Source organism: Streptomyces sp. NPDC002698, assembly GCF_042888945.1.
Taxonomy (GTDB): Bacteria; Actinomycetota; Actinomycetes; order Streptomycetales; family Streptomycetaceae; genus Streptomyces.
This window is the reverse complement of record NZ_JBIAQM010000008.1, coordinates 22,509-37,633: the sequence shown is the minus strand read 5'-3', so window position 1 is coordinate 37,633 and position 15,125 is coordinate 22,509. Positions and strand designations below refer to the sequence as shown.

9 protein-coding genes and 1 pseudogene are annotated in these 15,125 nt (G+C 71.9%); 6 read left to right on the top strand and 4 right to left on the bottom strand.

Annotated features, from left to right (window positions below):
- Nucleotides 1-175: 175 nt before the first annotated feature.
- The 5 genes and pseudogenes from ACFYW9_RS14155 (at nucleotide 176) to ACFYW9_RS14135 (ending at nucleotide 7,578) form a co-directional block, all read left to right on the top strand.
- A complete protein-coding gene (locus tag ACFYW9_RS14155) occupies nucleotides 176-2,269 on the top strand; it encodes a hypothetical protein (RefSeq protein WP_389149048.1) in 2,094 nt (697 codons plus the stop codon).
- 147 nt (nucleotides 2,270-2,416) lie between these two features.
- Nucleotides 2,417-2,527, top strand: a pseudogene (locus ACFYW9_RS14150) (LysR family transcriptional regulator); the annotation flags it as partial.
- A 194-nt stretch (nucleotides 2,528-2,721) separates the two neighbouring features.
- Entirely contained in the window at nucleotides 2,722-4,014 is a 1,293-nt protein-coding gene (locus ACFYW9_RS14145) for an MFS transporter (RefSeq protein WP_389149046.1), read from the top strand.
- A gap of 724 nt (nucleotides 4,015-4,738) precedes the next feature.
- Nucleotides 4,739-5,989 carry an alpha/beta fold hydrolase gene (locus tag ACFYW9_RS14140; RefSeq protein WP_389149628.1) on the top strand — a complete coding sequence of 417 codons (1,251 nt, stop codon included), beginning with the start codon at nucleotides 4,739-4,741 and terminating at the stop codon, nucleotides 5,987-5,989.
- Nucleotides 5,986-7,578: an alpha/beta fold hydrolase gene (locus ACFYW9_RS14135; protein WP_389149043.1), complete on the top strand. Its 1,593-nt coding sequence runs from the start codon at nucleotides 5,986-5,988 to the stop codon at nucleotides 7,576-7,578. Before ACFYW9_RS14140 ends, ACFYW9_RS14135 begins: the two co-directional genes overlap by 4 nt.
- 158 nt (nucleotides 7,579-7,736) lie before the next feature.
- Here ACFYW9_RS14135 and ACFYW9_RS14130 read toward each other — a convergent pair whose 3' ends face one another.
- Nucleotides 7,737-8,495, bottom strand: coding sequence for a hypothetical protein (locus ACFYW9_RS14130; RefSeq protein WP_389149041.1), 759 nt, complete (start codon nucleotides 8,493-8,495; stop codon nucleotides 7,737-7,739).
- 245 nt (nucleotides 8,496-8,740) lie between these two features.
- Between ACFYW9_RS14130 and ACFYW9_RS14125 the strand changes: the two genes are divergently transcribed.
- Nucleotides 8,741-9,451: a hypothetical protein gene (locus ACFYW9_RS14125; protein ID WP_389149038.1), complete on the top strand. Its 711-nt coding sequence runs from the start codon at nucleotides 8,741-8,743 to the stop codon at nucleotides 9,449-9,451.
- A 56-nt stretch (nucleotides 9,452-9,507) separates the two neighbouring features.
- Here ACFYW9_RS14125 and ACFYW9_RS14120 read toward each other — a convergent pair whose 3' ends face one another.
- The 3 genes from ACFYW9_RS14120 to ACFYW9_RS14110 all read right to left on the bottom strand — a co-directional run bounded on the left by ACFYW9_RS14120 (nucleotide 9,508) and on the right by ACFYW9_RS14110 (nucleotide 14,709).
- On the bottom strand, nucleotides 9,508-10,023 hold the full coding sequence (locus tag ACFYW9_RS14120) for a hypothetical protein (RefSeq protein WP_351869907.1): 516 nt from the start codon (nucleotides 10,021-10,023) through the stop codon (nucleotides 9,508-9,510).
- Nucleotides 10,024-10,212: 189 nt separating this feature from the next.
- Nucleotides 10,213-11,337, bottom strand: a complete 1,125-nt coding sequence (locus ACFYW9_RS14115; protein WP_389149035.1) for an ABC transporter substrate-binding protein — start codon at nucleotides 11,335-11,337, stop codon at nucleotides 10,213-10,215.
- Nucleotides 11,338-11,508: 171 nt separating this feature from the next.
- The gene (locus tag ACFYW9_RS14110; RefSeq protein WP_389149625.1) at nucleotides 11,509-14,709 is read right to left on the bottom strand and encodes a TIM-barrel domain-containing protein; all 3,201 of its coding nucleotides are present in this window, start codon (nucleotides 14,707-14,709) and stop codon (nucleotides 11,509-11,511) included.
- Nucleotides 14,710-15,125: the final 416 nt, after the last annotated feature.

Genomic DNA, 15,125 nt, shown 5'->3' with positions numbered 1-15,125 from the left:
CGACCACGTGGCGAACGAAAAACGGAGGCACGGACCGGCAGAACGACCGAAGCAGGCATACCCGTCGAGCGCCGGGCAGACCGAGCGCTGAAGGCGATGTCAGAGCCCTGTGGCAGGGTGAGTCCCGGATGGAAGATTCGTCCGGGACGGATCCCCAAGACCCAGGGAGCAGCACGTGACCAGCCCCGACACCGCCCCGCCCGGGCAGCGTACGACGCGGCGACGCTCGGACCTCAGCGCGATCAAGGCCTGGTGGCGGGAGCTCGAAGGGGACGGGTTCCTCGTGCTGCCGCCACCGAACCGGGCCCGCTACACCCAGTCCGAAGGCCACGGTGACGCGGCGGAACTCATCGCGGCGAGGGGACTCAGCGGCCCCGTCTCCTTCGTGTACTGGCATTGGCAGTCCCACCAGCACGCCTTCGGCCGCTCCGGCGCCCTGACGGGCGAGTTGCTGCTGCACTGGGGCGGCGATCACGCCACCGTCGCCGCCGGACTCGGCGAAGGACCGGCCGGTTTCCGGGTCGTCGACGGCGGGCCGAAGAGCGCCTTCCGGCTGGACCGGATCACCCCGCGGGACGAGGCGGGACTGCCCGACCCAGGGGACCCCGACGGCGTGCGCCAGTTCCTCGCGGCGCTCGACGCACCGGTGGACCTCAGCGCCCTCTCCCTCCGGTACCGGCCGCTGTCACCGGCCGAGGCCGCGTGGCTCCACGACCGGCTGCGCGACTCCCCGGACCTCTCCGCCGCGACGCGGTTCGTGGTCTCGCTGGAGCGGCGGGACGAACTCACGGCCGACGAGACGGATCGGCTGCTCACCGCCTGGCGGCTGGAGGATGAAGGACCGCTGACGAAGTGGAGAGCCTGGCGGGAACTGCTCCACGCGCTGCTGCGCCACGGCCGCGAGGAGGCGTGGGAACTGGTCGCCGACCTCGGCGCCGGGGCGTCCGGCGTCCTGCGGCAGGTGCCGTCCGAGCGGGGCTTGGCCGCGGTGCGGGAGTTCGCGCTCGCGGGCGACCGCGCTTCGGTCCACTCCTGGCTGGCGCTGCATCGCTCGCTCCGCGAGCCCGACGCGGTACGGGCGGCGGCCGACCTCGCGGCGGAACTCACCACGTCCGGCGCCCCGGAGACCTCCATACGCGGGTTGTACGACGCGCTGACCTGGGCCGTCACGGCCGACTGGCGCCGGGAGACGGGGGCGGACCACCACGCCGGCCTCTCCTACGCGGCGCTCGCGGCGGTCCGCTTCGGAACCGACGAACGGCTGCCCCACGCCCTGCGCGTCCTCGCGGCGGGCGCCGCCCGCGACCAGGTGGATCTCGTACGGGAGGAGGCGCTCCGGCCCGGCGGTTCCGTGCTCGTCGGCACCGACACCGCCGAGGTGCTGGCCGCCGTCGAGCGCTACGAGGCCGTCCGGGACGGGCTGCTGTCCGGCACCGGCACCGATCTCACCGCCTCCGAGGGGGCGCTGAGCCGTGTGTGGCACCGGTACCGGACGCTCACCGACACCGATGTGCGCTGGTTGCGGGAGCGGGTGGCCGATCCGGCCACCGGTCTGCAGGGACTCGGCTTCTGCCTCGAACTCCTCCTCGCCCATGGCAGGGCCACGGAAGCCGAGGTCGAGGCGCTGCTGCCGCGTCGGCTCAAGGACCTCACCAAGACGTACCGGACCACGTACACCGAGTGGCGCCACCCGCTCGTCACCTTGACCTGCCTCGCCCTCGACCTGGACCATCCGGCGGCGGGAAAGCTGGTCTCCTGGTGGAACGGAGCCCGGCCGGTGTGGAAGGACAAGGTGCGGCTCCTGACCCACCTCGGCGCCCCCGACGAGGCCAAGGCCGCCGAGCTGTGGGACTTCGTCACCTCGCCCTCCCACGACGTGGGCCAGCTGATGACCTGGGTCCTGGTCCGGGCCCGCCTCGACGGGGAGCATCCGCTGCTCGTGGCCGACCGGCTGCTCGGCACCCCGGGCGTCAACGGTCACGTCCTGCGCCGGGTGCTGATCGGTGTGGCCGACCCCGAACAGCCGCTGTGGCACTACTCCGTCAGCCCCCACAACCGGAGCTGGTGGCAGCGAGCCGTGGAGGTCGCCGACCACCCCGGCCTGTCGCCGGAGGCCCGCGCCATCGGACTGGAGGCCGCCCGCGAGCACCTCCTGATCCGTGACCCGGACCGGCTGACCCCGAAGCCGACCCAGGCCGAACGCGCGGCGGCCCAGGCCTGGTTCGACGGTCACACCGTCAGCCGGGACGGGGCCACGCCGTTGCGTTGACGGACGCCTGCCCCGGGTGAGCTGCGGTCGCGGGCAAGGCCACGGAAACGGCACGCCGGGGACACGCCCCACCGGCTCCCTGCGCCCCGGTACCCGCCCGGCTGCACCGAGCCCCGGTGAACGCCATGGGATCAGCGGGCGGGCGGGGTGACCGGCCCGGTCCGGGGCCGGCTCACCGTCGGGATGGTCATCGGCCGCACCCTCTCCCCGCTGTTCGACGCCCTCGCCGCGTTCCACGCGGCACATCCCGGTGTCGAGGGCGGTGCCGCTGGTGTGGCCGGTCTTCTTGGCGGTCGGCGGCGAAGCGCAGGCGCTCGTACGGCAGTCCGCCGATGTCGATCCTCGACGTCACCTCTTCAGGATCCCCGACGAGGCGGCCGACGGCCTCGCCGGTTGACGATGTCCGTCAACTCATGTGCCCAACACCCCTGAGCAGCACTCCTCTTGACGTCATGGCAATCATCGGCAGAACCCGGTACCGCGCGTTCGTCCGCGCCTCAGGAGGCCCCCGCTATGCCGTCGCCCTGGCCGTGGACGCCCTGGGCACCGGCCTGTTGCGCCCCTTTCTGCTCCTGTACGGGGTGACGGTGTCGAAGCTGTCGGCACCCGTCACGGGCACCGCCATGACGGTCGGTGTCGTCGCGGGTCTGCTGTGCATGCCCGCGGTGGGCCGATGGCTGGACCGGGGAGCACGCAGCACGGTCGTCGCGGCGTCGATGCTCGTGCGCGTGCTCGGTGTCGTACTGCTGCTGGCCGACTCGGCCGGGCACGCGTGGCTGTTCGCGACGGCGGCCCTCTTCCTCGGCATCGGCAACCAGGCCTGGCCGGCCGCGCACGCGGCTCTCGTGGCCACGGTCGCCCACGGCCGCGAACGTGACGCCGCGCTGGCCGCGGGCCGGGCTCTGCGCAACGCCGGAATGGGCGCGGGCGGGCTCGTCGCCACCGCGTGCCTGGCGGGGGGCAGCGAGGCGTTGCGGGTGCTGGCGGTCGTCACCGGACTCGCCTATCTCGTCGCGGCGACGCTGGCCTGGTCGGTTCACATTCACGCGCGTCCGGCCACCGCTCCGGCCGAGGACCGCAAGCGCGAGCCCGTACCCCGGACGGGCGCACTGCTGGCCGCCAACGTCGTCTACGTCTTCTGCCTCAACATCCCCGAAATCGCTCTCCCGCTGATCCTGGCGACACAGTTTCACGCGTCCCCCGTCTGGTCGGCGGCCGTCTTCGTGGCCAACACGGTGCTGGTGGTCGCTCTGCAGGTTCCGGTCACCGTGTTCCTGTCCCGTTTCCCCAGGAGAAGGGTTCTGGCGCTCGGCGGCGTGGTGCTGGCCGTGTCGTACCTCGGCTTCCTCGCGGCCGCTTCCACGGGGGCCGGCTGGGGTGCCCCGGCGGTCGCGGCGGTGTCCGTGGTCTGCACCGTCGGCGAGATCATCTACGCGGGCAGCGCCATCGCGCTCGTCACCGCACTCGCCCCGGACCGGGCCCTGGGACGCGCCCTCGCTCGCTTCCAGCTCTCCACGGGGTTCGGCCTCGCCGTCTCCCCCGCGGTCATCACCGCACTCGCCCCCCACGGCCCCGCCGCCCTGTGGGGAAGCCTCTCCGCCGCGACGCTCCTCGCCGCCGGTGCCGTGGTCACCGAGAAGGACCCGGAAAAGCCGCCGTCGACCAGGGTCTCCGCTGCGAGCGGGGGCTCCGTCGAGGCCGCGCGCGGGGGAACGCGCCCCTCGATCAAGGACTGCTCCGAGTGAGCCCGTGAACTGCTCCGAGTGGAGCCCATGAGTGGTGGACGTCCGTCCACGCACCGAGGCTGGCCCTCGTGGTGCCCGCCCGCAGCAGGCGGTGGCGGGCGGAACCCTGCCCCGCGTCGCGACGGCGGCGTGGCCGGGGACGTCAGAGAAACGGGATCACATGAGGGAACAGCGCAGCAGAACGGGCTGTCCGCCGACCGTCCGCGGGAGCGGCGACGGCGGGAGCACACGGAACGGCAGCGGCGGCGGCAGTCGGACGGGCGGTCGCTGGAACGGCGGCACCGGGCACGGCGACGGCGGTGACCGTCGCAAGGGAGATGGCGGTGGCCGTCGTAAAGGCGATGGCGATGGCTCCCTCGAGGGCGAAGAACACCGCAGCGGCTCCGGATCCGACCCGGGGCGGACGCCGTACCGCTTCGCGCGGCAACGCTCCCGGCAGGTACGCACCAGAGTGGCCGTCGCCGCGGCGGGCCTGGCCTTCGTCGGTCTCCTCATCCCGACACCCGGCCACGCCGCGACGGCCCCCGCAGGCGGGCCACGCCCCGGAACGCCCGCGCGATTCGTGCCCGGCCCGTGCCCGGAGACGCCCGAGCCGGTCCCGGGACGGTGCGGGTTCCTGGAGGTTCCCGAGAACCGCGCCCGTCCCGGCGGGCAGACGGTCCGGCTGGCCGTCGCGATCATCCCGGCCGTCTCGGCGAAGCCGTCCGCGGATCCGGTCGTGTTCATGGCCGGCGGTCCCGGAGGTGACGCGTTCGGGGACATGCCGTTCGTGATCGGCGCCGGTGTGAACCGGGACCGCGATCTGATCGTCATGACCCAGCGCGGGACGCTCTACGCGCAGCCGAACCTCGCCTGCCCGGAGATCGACCGCTTCTACGCGGAGTCCGTCGGACTGCGCTACGACGCGGCGTCGACCGGACGGCGCCTGGTGCGCGCGACCGAACAGTGCCGGGGCCGTCTCGCGGGCGAAGGCGTCGACCTGAGCGCCTACAACACCACCGAGAACGCCGCCGACTTCGCCGACCTGCGCAAGGCGCTCGGGATCCGCCGGTGGAACGTCTACGGATACTCCTACGGCACCGACCTCGGGCTCACCTACCTCCGCCGCCACCCCCAGGGCGTCCGTTCGGTGGCGATCGACTCGGTGGTACCTCCCCAGATCGTCAGTCTGCCGTGGACCTGGGACAGCGCGCAGGAAGGCATCAACACCGTCTTCGCCGCCTGCGCGGCCCAGCCGGCGTGCAGGAACCACTACCCGAACCTCTCGCGCACGCTGACCCAGCAGGTCCGGCGGCTCGAGGCACACCCCCTGACGGTGATGGCACAGCCTCCGGCGGGAGGCGCTCCGGTCAAGGTCGTCCTCGACGGAGGCGCACTCGTCAATCTGCTCGTCGCCAACGCCGTCCCGGCCGTCGACGTCCCCGCGGCGCTCGACGAACTCGCCCACGGCGATCCGGAGCGCTTCGCCCGGGCCCGCGCCGCCGGTGCCACACCCGTCATCGGCGAGTTCGCGCACGGCCTCACACAGTCCGTGGCCTGCAGCGAGTGGGTGCCGGGCTATTCGCAGGCCAACCTGCTCGCGGCCGGCCGCCGGGCCTTCCCCGGGTGGCCCGACTCGGTGCTCGCCCAGGCACCCCAGCTCCCCTTCCAGCACGAGGCGTGCCGCGTCTGGAACGTCCCGGACCGCACCGCGGTCCAGCGAGTGACGACCGTGAGCAACGTGCCGTCACTCGTGCTGTCGGGAACCTTCGACGCCAAGACGGGGGCCCGCTGGGGCGCGTACGCGGCCCGCACGCTGTCCCGCTCGACGACGGTGCCGATTCCCGGAATCGGCCACTGGGTGGTCCCCCAGTCACCGTGCGCGGCGAGCGTCCTGACCTCGTTCCTCACGCGTCCCACCGCACCCGACACCCGCTGTGTCGCGGGCCTGACGCCGAAACCGTTCACCATCGTCCCCGCTCGGGAGAAGTCATGATGTCCATCCGTCCGCCGCGCCGCCGCGGCACCGCGCGACGGCTCCCCGCCGCGCTGGCAGGGGCCACGGCCGGCCTCCTGGTCGCCGGTCTCGCCGCTTCCCCCGCCGAGGCCGAGCCCGGGGCCACGACGACTCCGGGCACGGTCGCCCGGACGGCCGGCCACTCCCGCTTCGTACCGGGCCCCTGTCCACGAACCGCGGACCCCGTCCCCGCTCTGGCCGGGGCGAACTGCGGCACGCTCACCGTGCCCGAGAACCGCTCCCGCCCCCGGGGGCGGAAGATCACCCTCTCCGTCGCCATCGTGCCGGCCGCCACCCGCAGACACGCGTCCGACCCGATCGTGTGGTTCGCCGGCGGGCCCGGCGACGACGCCGTCTCCGAGGCCCAACTGGCGGTCGACGGCGGCCTGAACCGCGACCGGGACGTCATCTTCATGTCCCAGCGAGGGACCTACTCCGCCGACCCGGTGCTCACCTGCCCGAACATCGACGAGTTCAACGCCCGCGTCGTCGGACTGGTCTACGACGCCCCCTCCACCGGACGTCTGCACGTCCAGGCGACGCGGGCCTGCCGCGACCAACTGGTGCGGCGCACCGCCGACCTCGGCGCCTACAACACCACCGAGAGCGCCGCCGACTACGCCGACCTGCGCGTCGCGCTGGGCATCAAGCGCTGGAACGTGTTCGGCATCTCGTACGGTACGGACCTGGCCCTGACGTACATGCGCACGCACCCGCAGGGCGTCCGGTCCGTCGGCATCGACGGCGTGCTGCCGCCCTCCCTGGCCGGGGGCGCGGTGACCTGGAAGGCGGCGCGCGAGGGCTTCGACGGCCTGTTCGCGGCCTGCGCGCGGCAGCCCGCGTGCAACCAGCGCTATCCCCATCTGTCGAGGACCTTCCAGGGCCTGGTGAGCAAGCTCGAAGCCCGTCCGGTCACCACCCACGTCACCGTCCCCGGACAGCCCGGACCGGTGAAGGTCGTCATCGACGGCGGCACGCTGGTGACCTGGCTGACCTCCGCCACCCACCTGGCGTCCGGAGTGCCGCGCTCCATCGACGAGTTGGCGCACGGCAACCCGCAGCGCATCGCCGAGCAGTGGGCCGGGGGCAAGCTCAGCCCGCAGGCCGTCGGCCGGGTCGCGCACGGGCTCTCCTACGGCGTCTTCTGCGGCGAGTGGACACCGTACGAGACCCAGGCCGAGGTGATCCGGGCGGGCCGGCGTGTGTTCCCCACGTTCCCCCGCTCCGTCCTCGCCAACGCGCCGCAGCTCGCCTTCCTCCACGACGACTGCCGCGCCTGGAACGTCCCCGCACAACCGCGTGCCGTCCGCAGCGTCGTACGCAGTGACATCCCCACCCTGGTCATGTCGGCCGGCTTCGACGCGCAGACCGCGCCGAGCAACGGCCCGTACGTGGCCCGTACCCTGCCCCGCGCCACCACCGTGACCGTCCCGTACGTCGCCCACGTGGCCTTCGCCGAATCGCCCTGCGCGCAGACGATCACCCAGTCGTTCTTCGACAGGCCGCTGTCGGCGGACACCTCCTGCCTCGCGGGTCTTCGGCCCCCGCGGTTCGAGATCGCGCCGTAGAGCGCGACCCAGCAGGTCCGGCCGGACCGGGGCGGGCGAGCAGCCGAGGACACGGCGCTCGCCCGCCCCTTTCGCGACATCCGAGCGCGCCGGGGCAGAAGCCCGCCGACGCGGGAACCGGCCGGCTCCGGGCCGCTCCCCTCCGGGTCCGCCGGACGTCAGGGGCGCGTGGCCGGAGCGGTACGAGTGGCCGGGGCCTGGGCGAAGTTGGCGGCTGCCACGATCTCGGGCCGGCGCACGTATCCGCCGACGCTCTCGACGCGGACCACGAGCGCCAGTGGCGACGTCGTGTCGTACGCCTTGGCCAGTGCGCGGATCTCACCGCGGGCGAAGAGCTGGGTCGCGCCCGAGGTGGCCAGGAGCGCGCAGCCCGCGATCATGATCAAGCGGCTCCCCGCCGCGAAGGGATTGCGCGCCAGCACGACGATGGCGTGGTCCACGAGGGTCGCCGTGTCCACGTCCGACTCGCCGTACTCCTCACCGCTCTCCACGCCGACGACGCGGTATTCGTCGGGGAACCGCCGGAAGACGTACGGCGGGTCGAGCCGGTCGGTCAGCAGTGTCCAGACGCCGTTGTGCACCGGCCCACCGATCACGACCAGGTTCTCCTCGGCGTCCGACGCCATGGCGAAGGCCCTGGCCCGTACCGTCGCCGCCTCGTGCAACCCCAGGTCCTGGGAGAGGAACTGACGCAGGTTCATGGCCGCGAGGGCGTCGGTCTCCGGGATCTTCGGGTACGCGGACGAGGACCCGCCCGACTCCCCTACGACCATCACGACCCGGCGGTCCCGGTCCAGCCGCCACACACGCGCCGCCGGAGTCCTCGTCCGGTAGTGGTGGAGCAGCGCACGGCCGAGCCAGCCCACGCCGAACGCCAACAGCGAGGCCACGAGGTTGACCGCCAGATCCTCCCGCACGACCGGCTCCCCCCACCCTCGTCCGCACGTCAACGAGCAGTCTGCACCACGGTGTTGGCCGACGAGAAGAAAACGGTGGGACGCGAGGAGGGCGGGGTGAAGGAGGTTGACCGCGCATCGGCGCGACCACCATACAAACCCCACCGACTCTTTACACCTTCTTCACGGTGCCATAAGGTCGCGCAAGCTTGATCAACTTCTGTCGCCGGGGGACGACGGGCGCACCTCTTTGGAGACCTCACCCGATGCTCACTCGTTCCACCTCAGGCGCCGGATCCACCACCAGGGTGATCCATCTCGTGTGGCCCCTCGCGGCGTTGTTCGTGTGCTTCTTCGTCCTCGGCGGCACCACGGATCTGGCCACAAGGCTCCTCACGACGATCGGCTACGCCTGTGCGTCGTTCATCTGGTGGCGCCTCTCCGTCGTTGTCAGCGGGAAGCTTCCGGCGGCGGTCGTCAAGCCCGAGGTCCGCGACCTTCTGGCGATAGCCGTCGTGGCCCCGGTCTTCTGGGCCGCGGGGCAGCTCATCGTCATGGCGATTCTCCTCGCGGTCGTCGCCGTCCCCGTGTACATCTGGTTCAAGATCCGCTCCGCCGGGAAGCGCACGGGCACCACCCCCGAGCCGGGCGACGTCTGGTGGGCGGCGGTTTCGTTCATGGAGGACGCCGGGACGGTCAAGGACCGTCCGGTCATCATCAAGTCCGTCCACCCTGATGCCGTCGCCGCGTTCTACCTCACCAGCCAGAACAAGGACAGCGGCACCGGCTTCACGCGCTTGGCCTGCGCATCCACGTGGGACCCGGCCGGAAGGCAGAGCTGGGCCCAGCACAGCGAGACCCGCGCCATCCCGCTCACGAACCTCCGCCGATTCGGAGCGGCCTTGCCGGCCGGAGAGTTCCAGCGCCTGTGCAAGAAGCATGCCGAAGCGGTCGGCACCGGGGTGAACCGGGCGTGAACCGCGGCGAGCCCGGACCTCGGCAGAGGATCCGGGCTCGCCGTCCGAGACAGCCGTCAGCCGCAGCGGTTGGTGTGGCTGAAGTCCACGACGACGCGCTCGGGACTGTGCAGCTTGAGCACCTTGTACGAGGGCTTGGTCTGGAACGCGGTTCCGAAGGAGACGACTCCTTCGAAGTCCCCGGTCAGGGCCAGGCCCTTCAGCTTGTACAACGGGATCTTCACCAGTCGGGGCCCCCGGTACACGGAGTTGCCCGCGTTGTTGTGCGCGACCGCGGGAGAGAGCCTGATGTTCAGGAAGTACTTCCCCGCGAGCGGGACCTTCTTGCCGGAAGCGTCGTAGCGGAGGGTGCTGACCCGGCTCACGGCGACGGACGGGGTGCCGCCCTGGACGTCGATGACGAGCCGGTCGTAGGTGCAGTGCCCGGCCCAGCGGGCGTTGACGACACGGGCGGGTGACGTAGGCGTGGCGGCTGCCGTCGGCTGGACGGCCGCGGAGGCGGGGATCGTGGCGCCGACGGCGGCGAGAATGGTGCCGGCGACTACGGCGGTGCGGGATGGACGGTGGTGCATGACGCCCCCAGATGCTCCTGGTGAAGGGGACACACTATTTCACTGGGAAAGACATGCCCGGGGTGCGAATGGTTGCACTGCCGGAGACTTGTTGTGTCACGTTCGCGCCAGTGGCCGGATCGAGCCTCGGCGGCGGCCGCGCGCACGGCCCCGGCGCGGCAGTCGCCCGCCACGTGCGCCCTGGGTCCCTCACCCGGAGTGAAGGATCCGGAAGCGGCCGGGTTCCGCCCGTACTCGCTCGACGACCTGGACCGGTGCCCATGACCACTGCCAGACGCCGACGCCCGGAACACGGGAGAACCTGATCCGCCCGCGGGTCCCCTCGATGTCGACGCCCGGCCAGGCCGCGGCGATCCGTGCCCGGTCCGCGCCCTGGGATCGCAGCACGTCGGCGAGGACGGTGACCGTGTCGTAGCCCTCGAAGGCGACGAAGGAGGGCGCCTGGCCCAGCCGCTCACGCAGGGCCGTCCCGACGCGCGCGCCGAGTGGGCTCAGGCGCTCGGGAAGGTAGCGCAGGAACGGGACGCCGGCGCCGTCGTCGCCCGCCGACGTGACCCATTCGGCGAACTCCGGCTGTCCGGCAGGAGCACCGATCATGATCCCGGGCAGGCGCTGGTCGCGGCGGACCGACGTGACGATCGACACCGCGGGTTCCGGATGACCGACCAGGAGAAGCAGTGCCGTCGCGCGGTGGCGGACGAGTTCGTCGCACACGGCCGCGGGAGTCAGTGCGCGCATGTCGAGTTCGACGACGGAACCGCCGTGTGCGGCGAGGCGGTTCCGCAGGATGCCGGCCCCGGACGCCCAGTAGACACTCGGCTCGGTCGCCACGGCGATACGGGTGTGGCCCGCGCCGAGGAGAAAGTCCGCGTAGACCGTCCAGCCGTGGGACTGCGCCGGGGCGAGGCGCGCGACCCAGGGCGTCGGCCGCTCGGTCAGGGTGTCGAGCACCGCCGACGAGCAGAGGAACGGCACACCGAGCGCGTCGGCCCTGGCGGCAGCGGCCCGAGCGACGACGCTGTGATACTCCCCCGCCAGGGCGGCCACCCCCAGCCCGGCCAGTTCGTCCACGGCCGCCGCGGCCCTCCGCGGATCGGCCGCGGTGTCGCGGACCAGCAGTTCGAGGGGTTTCCCCGCCATGCCGCCGGTGTCATTGACTTCGTCGACAGCCAGTTCGAGTCCGGTGAGCAGGTGTCGGCCCGCCTCGGCCCAGCCGGGCCGGGTCAGCGGTACGAGAGCACCGATCCGGACGGATGATCCGTCGGTCGGCGTTTCCGCGGACGGCGGCACGGGCGGCGATGGTGGCGTCTTCATGCGTCGGTGTCTCCCGTGAACCTGTGCGGTGCGTCATGGGCGTCAGGGCGGGCCGTCGAAGAGGGCCCGCCCCGCGGAGCGGGGCCGGACCGTCGAAGACGGCCGGCCACGGAGCGATGTGCTGCCGCTCCGTGACCGGAACCCGGATCGCTCCAGGAGGCTACTTGCCCCCTACCGAAAGGTGACGGTGATCGGGGTACGCACGCTGCGACGCGGAAGCGTGACGGTCAGCACCTTCGAGGTGTCGTCCCAGTGGTACGCCTGCGGGGACAGGTGCGCACCCGTCGCCGAGACCTCGGTGGGCGCGTGCGCCGCCATGAGGGCGATCGTCCACCGGCGGTTCTTGACCTGACCGGGGAAGGAGCCCCGCGCCGGACCGATCGACACCGTGTGGCGCTGCCCCTTCTCCTGGTACCGGATCGTCGTCGTGGCGCTCCTGCCCTTGCGACCGGTGACTCCGTCGTCCTCGTACAGGTGGAAAGACCCCGCCCGGCCGGCGGCGATGGTGAGCGTGACGTCGGTCAGCGGGTTCTTGTCGTTGCCGGTCACGTCGTGGGTGCGCGTGGGCAGGATGCCGCCCGCCTTGATGAAGACCGGCATCGAGTCCAGGCCGGTGGTGACGTCCTGGGTGCCTCCGCCGGTGTACGTCTCACCCGTGAAGTAGTCGGTCCACCGGCCGGGCGGGAACCATACCGAAGTGGTGGCGGAGGTGCCCGGCGTGGTCACGGGGGCGACGAGGATGTCGGAGCCGTAGAAGTACTCGCTGTCGGCGGCGGCGTACGCCTGGGGCTCGTCGGGGTACTCCAGGTAGGTGGGGCGGACGATGGGCACGCCGGTGCGGTTCGCCTCCTCGGCGAGCGTGTAGGTGTAAGGCACCAGGTTCTCGCGGAGATTGAGGAACTTGTCGGCCGACCGCCGCGCCGCGGTCCCGTACTGCCAGGGCAGCCGGTCGCTGTGATTGCTGTGCAGCCGGTCGATGGGCTGGAACGTGCCGAACTGGACCCAACGGGCGTACAGGTCGTCGGGCAGTTTGCGCGTGGTGCGGCTCTGCCCGCCCTCGGTGTACTTCTCCGAACCGGTGAGCCCTGTCGTGTCGTTGTGCCCGCCGATGTCGTGGGTGACGGCCGCCATGCCGGTCGCGGCGGACTCCCCGGGGGTGTAGCCGACCTCCAGCTTCAACACGCCCCAGGTGGAGGAGGTGTCACCGGTGAAGTGGACGGTGCTGCGCTTGTCGGCCCACGGCCCGGTCGGCAGCCCCTGCTGGCCGCTGTAACCGGCCGCCTGCAACGATCCGTAGGCCCGGGAGAGAACGAATCCGCGGCCGAGGTTCGCGGAACTGGCGGTGGCGTACTGCTGGTTGATCCACGCGTCGGGTGTGACGCCCCTCAGGGACGACCGCGACGCGTCGCAGCACCAGTCGAGCCACCAGAAGTCGTTCCCCTGCCGGTCCATCGTCCGGTGCAGGTCCATGTACGCCTTGAGCTGGTCCGGGTCGCCGAAGTCGAAGGTGTAGCAGTTGTTCTCGACGGCGGCTCCCGAGGCGCAACCGCCCTTGGTCAGCTTGCCCTTGGCCGTGGCCTGCGCCTGGGCGAACTGGGGATCGGAGGCGAGGATGCTGGGGTGCACGTTGAGCGTGTTGTGCAGTCCCTGCGAAGCCGACCAGTCGAAGAAGCCCGTGGGATCGGGGAACTTCGCGGGATCCATCTCCCAACCGCTCCAGGTGTTCACGGCTTTGAAGTCCGTGTCGGTCACCAGGACGTCCAGCGGTGTGCCTTCGGAGCGGAACGCCGGGAGGATGGTGTTCTCGTAGTCGGCCGCGGTGCGGTCGATGTACTCCGAGTACCAGACGCCGTAGGCCCATTGCGGCAGCAGCGCGGGCGGACCGGTCAGTGTGGCCAGGTCGGTGAGTCCCCGCTTGTAGTCGTGTCCGTAGCCGAAGACGTAGCCGTCCTGGTAGGGCGTGCCGCCGTGGCCGGGGCGGGGGGCCGTCTTGTGAGCCGTGGCGTCGTACACCGCGGACGTCGTGTCGTCGAGGAGGTACCAGCCGTCCTGGTTGAGCAGGCCGGGCGTGGTGGGCACGGAGCTCTCGTTGCCGGTCACGCCGTCGAGGCCCCGGCGGTATCCGCCGAGCGCGAGGTGCGGCGGGGGCGCGGCCGTACCGGGGTCGGCCACCGAGACGGTGTCCGCGTTGATGTGACAGCTTGCCGCGCCGGGGCAGCCGAGGGTGATGTCGTTGGTTCCCGCGGTGAGGGTGACGGGAAGCGCGGCGGTCTGCCAGTCGTCCCAGCCCTTCGTCGTGGGGAACGACATGGTGCCACCGGATCCGGCGGCGGACACGGAGGCGGTGCGCGGCTGGTGGAGGCCGTCGCCGCCGACGCCGTTGGCGTACCGCACCCGGAGGGTGTAGACGCCGTCGGCGGGCACGCCGACCACGTGGGTCGTCAGACTCGATCCTTGGTGGAGGTCGCCGACGAAACCGCCGCCGGCGTATCCCTCGTGATCGGTGGCGACGACCGCCGTACCGCCGATGCGTCCGGCTTCCGCCTCGCAGCTCGTGCCGTACGCGCAGTCCGTGATCGCGGTGCTGGAGACGGGCGGGAAGCCGTCGCCGGGCCGGACGAGCGCGACGCTGTCGACATTGACACCGCCGGAGTCCGAGGCGGTCCGGGTCAGGGCGAGGGTGTGATGGCCCGCGCCGAGCCGGACGCTTGCCGAAGTGGTGTTCCAGGTGTCCCAGTCCGCCGTGACCGGCAGGGAGATCGTCTGCTGTGCGCCGCCGTCCACGGTGAGCGTCAAGGTGCGGGTGCGGGTCTGGCCGTCACCGCCGAGGGAGTTGGCGTAGCGCAGGTCGAACCGATACGTCCCGCCGTCCTTGACATCGATGTCAGCGGATGCCGAACTGCCGGTGCCCTCGAATCCCGCGGCGAACCCGCTCCCGGTGTGGCCGCCGTGGTCGGAGGCGACGGAGAGCCCGTCGAGACGAAGACCCTCGGCCTCGCACAGGGTCCCGAGCGCGCAGGTCAGACGCCGCCAGGGAGCGGAGGTCACGGGAGTGCCGCCCGCCACCGACCGCAGGGAGAAGTTCTGGGCGTCGAAGGGGCCCGAGCCGACCTTGTAGCGCAGGCTCATCGCGCTCGTCTCGATGGTGAGCCAGCCGTCGGACGTCGTCGCGCTGTACGCGGCCGGCTCGAACCCTTCGCGGCCGATCGCGTTGAACGTCGGTTCGTCGGTGAACTTCCGGTCACCCGCGTATTCGGTACGGATCAAGGTGGGCGAGAGGATCTCGAAGCGGGCGTTCCCCGAGGAGACGGCCGGGACGCGCAGGGCGTGCGCAGCGCCGTCGGCCGGTAAGTCGGCGCCGGTCAGTGTCATGGCGGCGGACACGGCGAGCGCGGCGGCGACGCCCACCCGCCGTCGTACCGGTCTCAGCCGTCGCCTTCTCGACGCCCTCGACGTCTTTGCGGTCTCTGATGTCCTTGACGCGGTCGTCATACGCGCATCCGTTCTGCTCTCAGCAGGGAGGCTCGCCCCCTGTGCCGGTCGAGATCCGGAGGTGCTGTGCCGCGCGCGAGCAGTGGTCGGGCTGCGGCATCCTCCGGCGGTGCGGCGGTGCGGCGGTGCGGCGGTGCGGCGGTGCGGCGGTGCGGCGGTGCGGCGGTGCGGCGGTGCGGCGGTGCGGGTCTTCGACCCGCGCCCGAGGAGATCAACCCGGGAATCAGAGCACGTCTGCTCGCACGGTGTCCATAGAGCCTCCAGCGGACTCGTCGGCCGAAACGCGCTGCTCGCAG